17 protein-coding genes are annotated in these 12,408 nt (G+C 72.2%); 11 read left to right on the top strand and 6 right to left on the bottom strand.

All coding sequences use genetic code 11. From position 1 onward, the window contains the following. Positions 1-32 precede the first annotated feature (32 nt). Positions 33-1,022: an NADPH:quinone reductase gene (locus QUG92_RS06385; protein ID WP_289458105.1), complete on the top strand. Its 990-nt coding sequence runs from the start codon at positions 33-35 to the stop codon at positions 1,020-1,022. A 31-nt stretch (positions 1,023-1,053) separates the two neighbouring features. On the opposite strand, the gene QUG92_RS06380 is transcribed toward QUG92_RS06385, so the two are convergent. Then, positions 1,054-2,022, bottom strand: coding sequence for an AraC family transcriptional regulator (locus tag QUG92_RS06380; protein ID WP_289458104.1), 969 nt, complete (start codon positions 2,020-2,022; stop codon positions 1,054-1,056). An 82-nt stretch (positions 2,023-2,104) separates the two neighbouring features. On the opposite strand from QUG92_RS06380, the gene QUG92_RS06375 reads away from it, so the two are divergent. Continuing rightward, positions 2,105-2,455, top strand: a complete 351-nt coding sequence (locus tag QUG92_RS06375) for a VOC family protein (RefSeq protein ID WP_289458103.1) — start codon at positions 2,105-2,107, stop codon at positions 2,453-2,455. A gap of 106 nt (positions 2,456-2,561) precedes the next feature. Here the strand turns inward: QUG92_RS06375 and QUG92_RS06370 are convergent, their stop codons facing one another. Next, the gene (locus tag QUG92_RS06370; protein ID WP_289458102.1) at positions 2,562-2,831 is read right to left on the bottom strand and encodes a GlsB/YeaQ/YmgE family stress response membrane protein; all 270 of its coding nucleotides are present in this window, start codon (positions 2,829-2,831) and stop codon (positions 2,562-2,564) included. Between the two features lie 205 nt (positions 2,832-3,036). On the opposite strand from QUG92_RS06370, the gene QUG92_RS06365 reads away from it, so the two are divergent. Together QUG92_RS06365 and QUG92_RS06360 are read left to right on the top strand one after the other, a co-directional pair. After that, entirely contained in the window at positions 3,037-3,171 is a 135-nt protein-coding gene (locus QUG92_RS06365) for a hypothetical protein (RefSeq protein WP_289458100.1), read from the top strand. Beyond that, positions 3,155-3,517 (top strand): hypothetical protein, encoded by a 363-nt coding sequence (locus QUG92_RS06360; RefSeq protein ID WP_069712607.1) that lies wholly within the window; start codon positions 3,155-3,157, stop codon positions 3,515-3,517. Before QUG92_RS06365 ends, QUG92_RS06360 begins: the two co-directional genes overlap by 17 nt. A 42-nt stretch (positions 3,518-3,559) precedes the next feature. Here the strand turns inward: QUG92_RS06360 and QUG92_RS06355 are convergent, their stop codons facing one another. After that, on the bottom strand, positions 3,560-4,213 hold the full coding sequence (locus tag QUG92_RS06355; RefSeq protein WP_289458099.1) for an NAD(P)-dependent oxidoreductase: 654 nt from the start codon (positions 4,211-4,213) through the stop codon (positions 3,560-3,562). 61 nt (positions 4,214-4,274) lie between these two features. Between QUG92_RS06355 and QUG92_RS06350 the strand changes: the two genes are divergently transcribed. After that, complete coding sequence (locus QUG92_RS06350) at positions 4,275-4,883, top strand: TetR/AcrR family transcriptional regulator (protein WP_289458097.1); 609 nt, start codon at positions 4,275-4,277, stop codon at positions 4,881-4,883. On the opposite strand, the gene QUG92_RS06345 is transcribed toward QUG92_RS06350, so the two are convergent. The 3 genes from QUG92_RS06345 to QUG92_RS06335 form a co-directional block, all read right to left on the bottom strand. After that, positions 4,870-5,853 (bottom strand): TerC family protein, encoded by a 984-nt coding sequence (locus QUG92_RS06345; RefSeq protein WP_069712603.1) that lies wholly within the window; start codon positions 5,851-5,853, stop codon positions 4,870-4,872. The genes QUG92_RS06350 and QUG92_RS06345 overlap by 14 nt on opposite strands. A 67-nt stretch (positions 5,854-5,920) precedes the next feature. Then, positions 5,921-6,850, bottom strand: coding sequence for an NADP-dependent oxidoreductase (locus tag QUG92_RS06340; RefSeq protein ID WP_289458096.1), 930 nt, complete (start codon positions 6,848-6,850; stop codon positions 5,921-5,923). Between the two features lie 152 nt (positions 6,851-7,002). Beyond that, on the bottom strand, positions 7,003-7,449 hold the full coding sequence (locus tag QUG92_RS06335; protein WP_289458095.1) for a MarR family winged helix-turn-helix transcriptional regulator: 447 nt from the start codon (positions 7,447-7,449) through the stop codon (positions 7,003-7,005). Between the two features lie 165 nt (positions 7,450-7,614). Between QUG92_RS06335 and QUG92_RS06330 the strand changes: the two genes are divergently transcribed. The 6 genes from QUG92_RS06330 to QUG92_RS06305 all read left to right on the top strand — a co-directional run bounded on the left by QUG92_RS06330 (position 7,615) and on the right by QUG92_RS06305 (position 12,390). Beyond that, the gene (locus tag QUG92_RS06330) at positions 7,615-8,268 is read left to right on the top strand and encodes a COG1361 family protein (RefSeq protein WP_069712731.1); all 654 of its coding nucleotides are present in this window, start codon (positions 7,615-7,617) and stop codon (positions 8,266-8,268) included. A 248-nt stretch (positions 8,269-8,516) separates the two neighbouring features. Further along, a complete protein-coding gene (locus QUG92_RS06325) occupies positions 8,517-9,401 on the top strand; it encodes a S26 family signal peptidase (RefSeq protein ID WP_289458093.1) in 885 nt (294 codons plus the stop codon). Beyond that, on the top strand, positions 9,398-10,252 hold the full coding sequence (locus QUG92_RS06320) for a LamG domain-containing protein (RefSeq protein WP_289458092.1): 855 nt from the start codon (positions 9,398-9,400) through the stop codon (positions 10,250-10,252). Before QUG92_RS06325 ends, QUG92_RS06320 begins: the two co-directional genes overlap by 4 nt. A 171-nt stretch (positions 10,253-10,423) precedes the next feature. After that, positions 10,424-10,861, top strand: a complete 438-nt coding sequence (locus QUG92_RS06315) for an ester cyclase (protein WP_289458090.1) — start codon at positions 10,424-10,426, stop codon at positions 10,859-10,861. A gap of 81 nt (positions 10,862-10,942) precedes the next feature. Next, the gene (locus QUG92_RS06310; RefSeq protein ID WP_289458089.1) at positions 10,943-11,659 is read left to right on the top strand and encodes a copper resistance CopC family protein; all 717 of its coding nucleotides are present in this window, start codon (positions 10,943-10,945) and stop codon (positions 11,657-11,659) included. Continuing rightward, entirely contained in the window at positions 11,656-12,390 is a 735-nt protein-coding gene (locus tag QUG92_RS06305; protein ID WP_411469341.1) for an NUDIX hydrolase, read from the top strand. Before QUG92_RS06310 ends, QUG92_RS06305 begins: the two co-directional genes overlap by 4 nt. Positions 12,391-12,408 lie beyond the last annotated feature (18 nt).

Below are 12,408 nucleotides of genomic sequence, written 5' to 3'. Positions count from 1 at the left end.
CGTAGGCTGGCGCCGACGAAGGGTGCGACAGCATGCGAGCTGCCTGGTACGACGAGCAAGGACCCGCAGCCGACGTACTCCGCGTCGGCGAACGTCCCGACCCGGTACCGGGCCCCGGCGAGGTGCGCGTCCGGTTGACCTTCTCGGGCGTGAACCCGGGCGACACGAAGAAGCGCGAGGGCTGGCTGGGGTCGGCGATGCCCCACCCCGAGGTCGTCCCGCACAGTGACGGCGCCGGCATCGTCGACCAGGTGGGCGCGGGCGCGGATCCGGACCTCGTGGGCGTCCGCGTCGCCGTGCACGGCGCACAGTCCTACCGGCCGTCCGGTACGGCGGGGGAGTACACGGTCGTCCCGGAGGCGCTCGTCACCCCGCTCCCGGACGCGGTCGCGGACGACGTCGCGGCGCTGCTCGGCATCCCCGGGATCACCGCGCACCGGGCGGTCTTCGGCGACGGACCCGTCGCCGGCAGGATCGTCCTCGTGCACGGGGTCCGCGGTGCTGTGAGCGGGATCGCCGCGCAGCTCGCGCGGTGGGGCGGTGCCACCGTCATCGGGACGGTGCGCCGGTCCTCCGACCTCGGCGCGGCCAGGCTGCCGCGGCTCGATCACGTCGTCGCTCTCGACGACGACCCGGCGGCCGCGATCCGGCGCATCGCTCCCGACGGCGTCGACCGGGTGGTTGAGGTGGCGCTCGACGCCAACGCCGACCTCGACGCGGCGGTCATCGCCAACGACGGCGTGATCGCGACGTACTTCGCACACGGGGAGCGCGTGACGCTGCCGTTCCCGCCCCTGCTGTTCGCGAACGTGACCGTCCGGTTCCTCGGCAGTGACGACTTCCCGCAGCAGGCGAAGCGCTCCGCGATGGACGACCTGGTGGCCGCGGTTGCCGAGGGGTCGCTGCGCCTGGAGGTCGGCGAGGTGCTCCCGCTCGAGCGGATCGCCCAGGCCCACGAGGACGTCGATGCGGGCCGCGTGGGACGGGTCGTCCTGCAGGTCGCCCGACCCGCTGACCGCTGACCGCAGGACGGGTGACCGGCCTGCCGACCGACTACCCCCGCCGCCGCAGCGTCTCGCTCGGCAGCTCCCCGAACCGCTTCGCGTACGCCGCCGAGAAGCGCCCAGCGTGGGCGAAGCCCCAGCGCCGCGCGACCTCGGACACGGTGGCCTCGCCGACCGCGTGGTACCGGAGCTCGGCGCGCACCCGGTCGAAGCGGATCCCGCGGAGCATCGAGTTCGGCGACACCTGCACCTGCCGCTGGAACCCCTGCTGCAGGCCGCGGATGCTGAGCCCCACGTGCTGCGCGACGTCGGTGGTGGTGATCGGCGACTCCGCGTTCGCGTGCATGTACTCGATGGCCTCCTGCACCCGGCCACGCGCGCCGGGGACGTCCGGCACGGCCGGGACGACCGTGACGTGCGGGAACGTGCGCAGCATCACCGTCGCGGTCTGTCGCGTCGCCTCGGCCATGGCGAGCGGTGTCAGCGGCACCGGACCGAGCACGACCTGCGCGGTCGCCCGGAGCTCTGCGTTCCAGGCCCGGACCGCGGGCGGCCGCGGGACGGCGGCGTGGTCGAAGAGGAGCGGCGCCGGTTCGGTCCCGTACATCTCCGCCGCAACCCGCTCGAGCAGACGGCGGTCGAACTGCACCACGTTCTGCCGGACGTCGGCCAGGTCGAAGCCGAACGGGCGGGCGCTCGGGAACACCACCGGGCGACCGGGGACGAGGGCGACCTCGTCACGTCCGGTGTCCATGACCCCGCCGCCGTCGCTCACCCAGCTGACGAAGTAGTGGCTGGTCGCGTCGACCTCGCCGACCATGCGGGCGTCGAACCGCTTGGCGTCGAGTGTCAGCGAAGCGTCGCCGACCGAGCGGAACCGGTAGCCGAACGTCCGGTCGGAGCGTTCGGGCAGGAACCCGGAGGCGTCGTAGGCGGACTCGAACAGTGCGCGCGCCGCGTCGAGGTCGTTCCCGGACGACTCGACGACCTGACGGACGTCGGTCTGCACAGGACTCACGTGACCGATGCTCCCACGTCCTGCTCCGGGCGGACCTGCGAGTGCGCTCACCGGCACGCCGTTCCCGGGGTAGCGTGCCGCCATGACCGTGACGGGCATCGGCGGGTTCTTCTTCCGGAGTCGGGACCCGGAGGCGCGTGCCGCCTGGTACCGGCAGCACCTCGGGGTGGACGCCGGGAGCGACCGAGCCTGGCACCAGGAGGCGGGCGCGACCGTCTTCGCACCCTTCCCCGCCGACACCGACTCCTTCGCCAGCGACCAGGCCGTCATGCTCAACCTCCGGGTCACCGAGCTCGACGCGCTCGTCGCGCGCCTGGAGGCGGCCGGTGTGCCGGTGGAGCGGCGCGCGGAGTGGGACACCGAGTACGGACGCTTCGTGCGTGTCCACGACCCGGAGGGTCTGCCGATCGAACTCTGGGAGGCGCCGTCCTGACGGCGTCCCGTTCCTGGTCACCACACAACGGATCCTGGTCACCGCACAACGGACGGGAGGCGCGGTGCCAGCTGGCACCGCGCCTCCCGTCCGTCGTGCGGTCGCGTCAGGCGCGGCTGCCGCGACGACCGGTGATGAAGCCCCAGATGACGAGGACGACGAGGGCGCCGAGGATCGCGATGATCCAGGACTGGGGGCTGAAGAAGCCGGCGTAGCCGACGTTGAAGACCGCGCCGCCGATCCAGCCGCCGATGAGGGCGCCGATCACGCCGAGCACGAGGGTGGCGAGCCAGCCGCCGCCCTGACGGCCGGGGAGGATCAGCTTGGCGATGGCGCCGGCGATGAGGCCGAGGAGGATGAAGCCGAGGAAGCTCATGGGAAGTCCTTTGCAGTGTTGGTCGGTGTGGACGGTCGGGCACCGGAGTGCCGTGTGGGGGACGCAGCCCGCCGGTGTTGCCCGGGAGCCGCAGTCGGGAGTGACGCCGGATCGGCGTCCTCGTCTCGACCGCTGACTAGTTCGACTAACTACTTGTACCACTCGGGCCGTGCGCATGTTCGGGGTCGGGGGACAAGATCGGTCCATGCGTGACGGTGGCTTCCTGCACGGATGGCGCGTGGTGCGCTCGCGGCGTGCGGAGTTCGTCGCCTGGCCCGCCGTCGTGGTCGGCACGGGCGTGCGCGACGACCTACCCTGGGCGGATGCTCTCCCGACGTGACGCCGCCGTACGGCTCGACATCCCCCTCGAGATGGCGGCCCGCCACGGGATCCCGTCGCACGTCAGCGAGGCCGAGCTCGAGCGGATCGAGCAGGACCCGCCCGCGTGGCTCGTGCAGTCGCGGGCGAACCGCACGGGTGCGAAGCGGGTGTGGGCCGACCTCGAGTGCGCGGTCTGCGGGTTCTCCGAGGCCGAGCGGCCGAAGAAGTGGTGGCCGGACTGGACGGTCCTGGTCTGCGACCACCACGACCTCGACGAGGCACCCCGCCCGGCCGCGGGCACCGAGCGCCGTGCGGTCTACGGCGTCGGCAGCCGGTTCGTCGCCCTGGTGGACGAGCCCCGCTGACCGGACGGACCGGGGAGCGGTAGACGGGTGAGCCCCCGTGGCTCAACGGCCCCGTCGGTAGGCGCTCCCGTCGCACGAGTGCACCGCGCCGTCGTCGAACAGCAGCCGCAGGTTGTACGCCGCGCAGTCGACGAACGTCCCGATGCTGATCCACGTCGCCGACCGCCGGAGCACGCCCTTCGAGGGTCCGTCCGACCCGATGCCCGCGCGGTGCGCCACCCATGCGAGGTCACGGGCCTCGGTGTCGAGGTACCGCATCACGGCCTCGTTGTCCCGGTGCTGCCCGTCGAAGGACCGCGCGATCGTCGAGCGGACGAGACGGAGCACCGGCATGAGCCGCTTGCCCGGCGCGGCGCTGAGGCCACCGGCCTGGTAGAGCAGCCGGCGCGTGCCGGAACGGCGCATGGCGGGGACGAGTCGGCGGACGAACTCGGTGTTCACGAGCCGCTCCTGCTGCGCCACCCGGTCGCCGATCATGAGCACGACGCCGTCGACACCGTCGAGCAGCGCGTCGAGGTCGAGGTCCGCGTCGATGCTCCCCTGGACGACCTCGAGGGCGTCGTGCCGGGCCGTGAGCTTGGCGGGCGTCCGGGCGACGGCGCGCACGCGGTGGCCGGCCTCGAGCGCGAGTCGGGTGAAGTGCTGGCCGGTCTGGCCGGTCGCGCCGAACACCAGCAGGGTCTGTGTCGTGGTCATGCGTTCAATCTAGGCAGTGACAAGAAAGTAGTCAATGACTAGACGTCGGTAGGATGGCCGCATGGCCGAGCGACCGTTCCACCACGGGAACCTCCGCGCGGTGCTGCTCGACGAGGCGACGGGGGTGCTGCGCGAGTCCGGCGTCGACGGACTCTCCCTGCGCGACCTCGCACGGCGCGCCGGGGTCAGCCACGGCGCACCCCGGAGCCACTTCGTGGACCGGCAGGCGCTGCTCGACGCCCTGGCCGAGAGCGGCTTCCAGCGGCTCGCGGCCGACGTGCGCGCGGCGCTGGGGGAGCGGCGCGACGACGTGCGCGCACGCTTCCTCCGCGTGGCCGGGGCCTACGTCGACTTCGCCATCGACGACGCGGCCCTCATGGACCTGATGTTCCAGGCCAAGGCGCAGGCGGGTGGCGGTCCACCCCGGGTCGCCGAGGCGGCAGGGGAGCTGTTCACGGTGCTCGACAGCGCGATGGGCCCGCGCTCGGATGACGTCGATGAAGCTGCCCGAGATGCCTTCGGGATGCTGTTCGCGGCCACCGTGCAGGGGATCGCGTCGCTGGTGTCCTCGCGGCGCATCGCCCGCGGCGACGGCGACCGCCTGGTCGGCGAGGCGATGGAGATGATGCTCGGCTCCACGCTCGCCGCCCGCGCGATCAGCGCCGGCTGAGCTCCCCGTCGCGCCGCATCCGCACCAGGCTGGCCCCGGTCGCACCCGCCATGGCGACGAGGATCACCACGAGGGACACCCACGTCGGGATCTCCGGCGCCCAGGCGAAGCCCTCGCCGCCGTTCAGGAACGGCAGCTCGTTCTCGTGCAGGGCGTGCAGCACGAGCTTCACGCCGATGAACGCCAGGATGAGCGCGATCCCGTACTTGAGGTAGACCAGGCGCTCGAGCAGCCCGCCGAGCAGGAAGTACAGCTGCCGGAGCCCCATCAGGGCGAAGACGTTCGCGGTGAAGACGATGAACGCGCTCTCGGTGATGCCGAAGATCGCCGGGATCGAGTCGAGGGCGAACAGCAGGTCGGTCGTGCCGATCGCGATGAGCACGATGAGCAGCGGCGTGAAGTGCTTCGCCCCGTCGTGCGTCACCCGGAACTTCATGCCGTCGAAGTCGTCCGTGATCCGGACCCGCCGGCGGAGCAGTCGCACGAGCGCGCTGTCCTGCTGCTCCGCGTCGTCGTCCTCGCGCAGCTGCTGGATGGCGGTCCAGATGAGCCAGGCGCCGAACAGGTAGAAGATCCACGAGAAGTCCTCGATGAGCTGGGCGCCCACCAGGATGAAGATGCCCCGCAGGACCAGCGCGATGATGATGCCGAGCATCAGCACCTCCTGCTGGATCTGCTTCGGCACCGAGAAGCGCGCCATGATGATGACGAAGACGAACAGGTTGTCGATGCTCAGGCTGTACTCGGTCAGCCAGCCGGCGACGAACTGCCCGGCGGCGTCCCCGCCCGCGAACACGAGCATGAGGACGGCGAACACGAGCGCCAGTCCGACGTAGACGCCGACCCACGCCCCGGACTCCCGCAGCGACGGCACGTGCGGCCGCCGGGCGACGATGAGCAGGTCGACGAGCAGGATCGCGACCAGCGCGATGATGGAGCCGACCTCGAAGACGACGGGGAGCTGGGGCATCGTTCCAGTCTGGGGCATGCCGGGGTCCAGCGGTGCACCGCTGGACCCCGTCGGCCACGACGCGCGGTCAGACCGTCACGACGACCTTCCCCGCGATGCGTCCCGCCTCGGCCTCGGCGTGCAGTGCCGGCAGCTCGTCGAGCGTGATGCGCCGCGTGACCTCGACCCGCAGCGCGCCGGAGTCGACCAGGGACACGAGTTCCGTGAGGCGTTCGCGGTCCGGTCGCACGAAGACGGTGGCCGCACGGACGGCACGGTCCTCGTCGCCGGGCGTCGCCATGAAGGCCGTCGTGCTGACGACCGCGCCGCCGTCGCGGACGAGCGACACGAGAGCACGGAACGCCTCGGGGTCGATCGGCGCGAGGTTGAGGAGCACGTCGACCCGCTCGTCGACGGCGTCGTGCAGGTCGGTGGTGGTGTGGTCGACGACCTGGTCCGCCCCGGCCGCCTGCACCGCCTCGGCGCTGCGCGGGCTCGCGGTCGCGACGACGTGCACGCCGAGCCGCTTCGCGAGCTGGACCGCGTACTTCCCGACGACGCCGCCGGCGCCGACCACGAGCAGACGCTGCCCGGCGGTCAGGTGGCCGTCGTCGACCAGGGCCTGCCACGCCGTGAGGGCCACCGAGGGCAGCGCGGCGGCGTCGACGAGCGGGATGCTCGTCGGTGCGGCAACGAGTGCGCCGGACGGGGCGACGACGTACTCGGCCGCGCCACCGTCGTGCTCCATCGGCAGGAACCCGACCACCGGGTCGCCCACCGCGAGGTCCGCGACGCCCTCGCCGACCGCGTCGACCGTGCCGGAGACGTCGTAGCCGGGGACGTGGGGGAGGACGACGGGGATCGGCAGGAAGCCGCCGCGCATGCCGCCGTCGGCCGCGTTGTACGCCGAGGCGGCCACCCGCACCCGGACCTCGCCCGCGCCGGGCTCGGGACGCTCGACGTCCTCGGTGCGCAGGACCTCGGGTCCGCCGACCTCGTGGAACCGGACTGCCTTCATGATGTGCTCCTCCGTCGTGTGCTTCGAGTTCGAAGCATCTGGGGGAGACGCTACACCTGCTTCGAGTTCGAAGCAACCGGGGAGTGCAGAACGGCCTGGAGGCGCGTGGCGGACTCTGCCACGCGCCTCCAGGCCGTCCCGCTGGTCGCCGTCTACCCGCGCTCGCCGAGCGCGTCGGCCGCCTGTTCGTAGAGGCTCGTCGCCAGCGCGTTGAGGACCTCGTGCAACGCACCGTCGTGCGAGCCGTCGACGGCGCGGAGCATGGCGCCGTACCGCGTCCGGTAGTCCTCGACCACGGCCTCGCCCGCGGGCAGGAGGCGCAGCAGGGAGCCGCGGCGGTCGTCGGGGTTGGGTGCCCGTTCGACGAGACCGGCGGTGCTGATGCGGTCGACCATGTTCGTCACCGCGCCCGACGTGAGCCCGAGGTACCCCGCAACCTCGGTGGGGGTCGAGTACCCCGTGTCGCTGATCAGCACGAGGGCGCGGAGGGCGTTCTCGTGGATGCCGGCACGCGCGCTCAACTGCCCGACCAGGCTCGCGTTCGCCCGCACCACGGCGGCGAACGCGGTCATCAGGTCGGCGTCGTCGATCTGGGTCACTGGTCTGCTTCCGTCGGAGGGGGGACACGGGGCGTCCCCCGCTCTGGGGTGAGTATACGAGTGGTCAACTTGGTGAACGAGTGACTATCTTGATCATTGAAGCAAGTCGGCCCGAACGAATTGCTCCCCACGCTTCCGACAAACCACCGAACGATGAGGTACACCGTGTCCACCAAGCTCCGCACCTCCGCGCTGAAGCGGATCCGTTTCGCCCCCGTGGCGCTCCTCGCCGGCATCTTCGCGGCCGTCCTGCTCTCGCTCTCCCTCACCGGCACGCTGTCGGGGTTCGCCGCGAGCATCACGAACAACGCCAACTCGGCCGCCACCGGCACCCTCGTCATGCAGGAGCAGAACGCCGGCGCGACCGTCACCTGCCTCAGCACCGACGGCGGCTCGGTCTCGACCAACGCCGCGACCTGCTCGACGATCAACAAGTTCGGTGGCAGCACGACGATGACGCCGGGCAACACCGTCAACACCGCGATCTCGATCAAGAACACGGGCACCGCGAACGCCGCGACCTTCACGCTCACGCCGGGCGCCACCTGCACGCAGTCGAACAACGGCGCCCAGAACGGCACCGCGACCGACCTCTGCGCCAAGATGAACCTCGTCATCACCTCGGGCTCGACCACCGTCTTCAGCGGTACCCTCGCCAGCTTCAAGGGCGCGGCGGCCACGGCCTTCACGATGCCCGCGGCCCCGGCCGCCGGTGCGAGCGTCCCGTTCAACTTCGCGGTGACCCTCGACCCGTCCGCCGGCAACACCTACCAGGGCCTCGCGGCCTCGGTCCCGATGACCTGGACCTTCACGGCCTGATCACCGGACGGCGCACCGGCGGGTCGCCCCTGATCCCGATCCGCCGGTGCGCGAGCACCACCCACACCCCCACCCCCCAGGACCGACGCCCCCCGACCGGCCTCCCCCCTTCCGGCCGGGTGACGTCCACCCCGGCGGCGCTCGACCCGCCCCCCATCGGTCGAGCGCCGCCTCCCCCCCACACACACAGCACCGCGCACCACGCACCTGCAGCCGCCCCGCGCGGCCGACCCCCACCGGAGCAGCACATGAGCCAGACCGCAGCGATCCCGCTCAGCGGCACGCTCGACCTGCCGGTCCTGCGCGGACGGGCCACCAGCCGCACCGAGACCGTCCTCGCCTGGACCGTCGCCGCGATCGCCGCCGTGCTGCTCACCGCCGCGGTCCTGTTCCTCTCCGCCGGCGGGCGCTGGTTCGTCGTCGAGACCCCCTCGATGGGCCAGGCCGCCCCGGTCGGCACCCTCGTGCTCGACATGCCGGTCGACGTCGCAACGCTGCGCGTCGGGGACGTCGTGACCTTCTCGACGGACGCGAACCCCGGCGTGGTCTACACGCACCGCATCATCGCCGTCGACGCCGACGGCGGGCTGCACACCCGCGGCGACATCAACGGCGCCACCGACCCGTGGACGCTCACCCAGCACGACGTCATCGGCACGCCGGCGCTGCTCGTGCCGCACCTCGGCTGGCTGTTCCGCGCCGCACCGATCCTGCTCGTCGGCACCCTGCTCATCTGGACCCTCACGAGCGCGTTCACCGACCGGGTCACCCGCACCTGCCTCCGCATCGCCGGCGGTGCCCTGACCACCTCGTACGCCGCCTTCGTGCTGAAGCCCTTCGTCAACGTGACCACGATCACGAACACCTCGAGCCCCGACGGCGTCCAGGCGACGATCGTGTCGTCCGGCATCTTCCCGGTCCGCGTCGAGGCGCACGGAGGCAACACCGTCCACCTCGTCGACGGTCAGGTCGGCCGGGTCGTCATCGACGAGCTCAGCCGCAACGGGTACTACCACCTGACGTCGAACATCGACCTCGACCCGGTCGGCTGGGCCGCGCTCATCGCCGTCTGCCTCGTGCCGCTCGTGCTCTGCCTGTCGGTCGGCCGCATCGAACCCGTGCGCGCCTCGTGATCGCCCGCTCCCTGCGCGACGGCCGCGTCGTCGCCGCCCTCCTCGTCCTCGCCCTCGCCGTGGTCGTCATGCTCAACCAGTTCGCGCCGACCCGCTCCGCCTACAGCGCGCGGGTCACGAACAGCGGCAACTCCGCCGCGACGGCGCCGTACTTCACGTGCTCGGCCGCCGTCGCGTCGGACGCCTCCGGTGCCCTCTTCGCGTACCGACTCGGCGAGGCGTCCGGTTCGACCACCGCCGTCGACGCATCGGGCAAGGCGGCGAACGGCACCTACCAGGGCACGATGACCGCGACGACGCCGAGCCCGAACGCCTGCGTCCGTGACACCGGCTCGTCGTACCAGCTCAACGGCTCGAACAGCTTCGTGTCGACGCCGAAGTCGGTCGTGAACCCGACGACCTTCAGCGAGGAGGTCTGGTTCCGCACCACGGTCGCCGGCGGGCTGCTCATCGGCTTCGGCAGCAACCAGGTCGCCACCTCGGGCCAGCACGACCGGCAGATCTACGTCAACACCGCCGGGCAGCTCGTGTTCGGCTCGTACAACGGCACCACGCAGGTGATCACCTCGCCGCGGGCCGTGACCGACGGTGCGTGGCACCACGTCGTGTCGACGATGTCGCCCGCGAACGGCATGCGGCTGTACCTCGACGGTACCCTCGTCGCCTCGAACACGGTGTTCACGGCACCGGAGAACTACACCGGGTACTTCCGCGTCGGGTACGACACGATCAGCGGGTGGCCGGGCGCTCCGGCGAACTACTACTTCACGGGCACCATGCGCTTCGCGGCGGTGTACACGACGGAGCTCACCGCGACCCAGGTCGCGAACCACTTCGCCGCCGGTCGCTGACCCCGGCCGGACGGACTGCCGGACGGGAGGCGCGTGGCGCGGTCGCCACGCGCCTCCCGTCCGTCGCGTCCCGCGTTCGCCGACCGGACAGCCGTCCCGCGGACGCCCCGGTCGTACACGGGGAGCGGGCGTAGTCAGGACGCTCACCGTCCGACCACGGGAGGAACACAGATGAGCAAGGACGCGAACGCCGCCACACAGGAGCAGCTCGGGGGGATCCTCGAGGCCCGCGACTGGAGCCGCATGCACGAGGCCTGGCACGAGGACGTCGTCGACCACGACCCGGCGCCCGGACAGGCACCCGGTCTCGCCGGCATCGTCGACTTCTGGACCGAGTTCACGACGGCCTTCCCGGACCTCACGCTCGAGGCCGACCCGCTCGTCGTCACCGACGACTTCATCACCGCCGTCTTCACCATCCACGGCACCCACACCGGACCGTTCCAGGGCCACGAGCCGACCGGTCGCGACTTCACGGTCCGCGGCATCCAGGTGTCGAAGTTCGTCGACGGCAAGATCGCCGAGCGGTGGGGATCGACGGACCAGAAGGGCATCGAGGAGCAGCTGCAGCTGGGCTCGTCCGACGTGCAGTTCGTCAGCAAGGCCTGACACCGCGGCTCCGCGAGGAGGAGCCCGGGTACGCTCGGGACGTCCGGTCCCTGCCGGGTCGTCAGCCGATGAAAGGCACCCGTGCGTCTCCGAGCCCTCCTCGCCAGCGTCGTCGTCGCAGCGATCGCACCGATCGTCCTCGTCGCCGGTCCGGCATCCGCGCACGACGCCCTCGTCGGCTCGGACCCGGCGGCCGGTTCGAGCGTCTCCGGTGACCTCGACCGCGTCACGCTGACCCTGTCCGAGCCGCCGCTGTCCGGGCTGCAGACCGGGATCGTCATCAGCGTCACCGACGGCGGGGGAGCCGAACGGACCGTCGGCGACGTCCGGATCGAGGGCACGACCATCGCGAAGGACGTCGACCTCACCGCCGCCGGTGCGTACCGCGTGCAGTGGCGCAGCGTCTCGGTCGACGGGCACCCGATCTCCGGCGAGTACGGCTTCACGTCGACGGGTGCGACCGCGGAGACGCCGACCGCCGGTCCCACGACGGCGGCCTCCGAGCCGACCGCGACCGCGACGGCGACCGCGGACGCCGTGACGGGGACCACCGACGAGATCACCGCGACGCAGGCAACCGCCCCGGTCGGCGGACACCAGCACCACACCGTCCTGCTGCTGCTCGTCGCACTGGCCGTCGTCGCCTTCGCCGCCGTCGTCGGCATCCGCGCCCTGCGCACCCGTCGGACCGCCGTGCCCGCCGACTCTGCGCCGGCCGACTCTGCGCCGGCCGACTCTGCGCCAGCCGACGACAGCGCGGACGGCACCGACACGGCCGAGCACGGCACCGACCGGTGACGCCGGCCGACGGCGCCGGACCGGCTGACGCGGGAGGCACCGCACGTGCCGCACGTGCAGCGCTCGCCGCCGTCGCCGCTCCCGGGGCCGCGCCCCTCGTCCCCGCGATGCCGGCCACGCCCGATCCACGTGCGGCCGCGGTCCTCATGCTGTTCGGCGTCCTCGACCGCACGCCCAGCGAGCGCCCCGCCGCGGCACCGGCCGTGCACCGCGACCTCGACGTGCTGCTGCTCGCCCGCGCGTCGACCCTCCGCTCGCACCCCGGTGAGGTCGCCTTCCCCGGCGGACGCGTCGACCCGGGCGACCCGGACACCGTGTCCGCCGCCCTCCGCGAGGCCCGGGAGGAGACCGGTCTCGACCCGTCCGGCGTCGAGGTCCTCGGGACCCTGCCGGCCGTACCGCTCGCCCACTCGAACCACCTGGTGCAGCCCGTGCTCGGCTGGTGGCGGGAGCCCACCCCCGTGCGGGTCGTCGACGAACGGGAGTCCGCCGCCGTGTTCCGGACCCCCGTCGCCGACCTCCTCGACCCGGCGAACCGCGGTGTGACCGTGCTGCGGCGCGGTGGCCAGGAGTGGCGGGGGCCGGCGTTCACGGTACGGTCGGACCAGGGCGACCACACGCTCTGGGGGTTCACGGCGATGCTCCTCGACGCGCTCTTCGACCGGCTCGGCTGGTCGGAGCCGTGGGACGAGGCGCGGGAGCTGCCCCTCCCCGCTCCCCGGAGGACCTGACCCTGCTCTCCACCCTGC

The organism is Curtobacterium citri, from assembly GCF_030362955.1.
Lineage (GTDB): Bacteria > Actinomycetota > Actinomycetes > Actinomycetales > Microbacteriaceae > Curtobacterium > Curtobacterium citri.
Note: the sequence above shows the minus strand (reverse complement) of the source record. Positions and strands in the feature narration are given on the sequence as shown.

What these genes read in the sequence shown, in the direction of transcription:
- QUG92_RS06385 (WP_289458105.1), top strand. Translation starts at nt 33, where the DNA reads ATGCGAGCTGCCTGGTACGACGAGCAAGGACCCGCAGCCGACGTACTC.
- QUG92_RS06375 (WP_289458103.1), top strand. Translation starts at nt 2,105, where the DNA reads ATGACCGTGACGGGCATCGGCGGGTTCTTCTTCCGGAGTCGGGACCCG.
- QUG92_RS06370 (WP_289458102.1), bottom strand. Translation starts at nt 2,831, where the DNA reads ATGAGCTTCCTCGGCTTCATCCTCCTCGGCCTCATCGCCGGCGCCATC.
- QUG92_RS06365 (WP_289458100.1), top strand. Translation starts at nt 3,037, where the DNA reads ATGCGTGACGGTGGCTTCCTGCACGGATGGCGCGTGGTGCGCTCGCGG.
- QUG92_RS06360 (WP_069712607.1), top strand. Translation starts at nt 3,155, where the DNA reads ATGCTCTCCCGACGTGACGCCGCCGTACGGCTCGACATCCCCCTCGAG.
- QUG92_RS06355 (WP_289458099.1), bottom strand. Translation starts at nt 4,213, where the DNA reads ATGACCACGACACAGACCCTGCTGGTGTTCGGCGCGACCGGCCAGACC.
- QUG92_RS06350 (WP_289458097.1), top strand. Translation starts at nt 4,275, where the DNA reads ATGGCCGAGCGACCGTTCCACCACGGGAACCTCCGCGCGGTGCTGCTC.
- QUG92_RS06345 (WP_069712603.1), bottom strand. Translation starts at nt 5,853, where the DNA reads ATGCCCCAGCTCCCCGTCGTCTTCGAGGTCGGCTCCATCATCGCGCTG.
- QUG92_RS06340 (WP_289458096.1), bottom strand. Translation starts at nt 6,850, where the DNA reads ATGAAGGCAGTCCGGTTCCACGAGGTCGGCGGACCCGAGGTCCTGCGC.
- QUG92_RS06325 (WP_289458093.1), top strand. Translation starts at nt 8,517, where the DNA reads ATGAGCCAGACCGCAGCGATCCCGCTCAGCGGCACGCTCGACCTGCCG.
- QUG92_RS06315 (WP_289458090.1), top strand. Translation starts at nt 10,424, where the DNA reads ATGAGCAAGGACGCGAACGCCGCCACACAGGAGCAGCTCGGGGGGATC.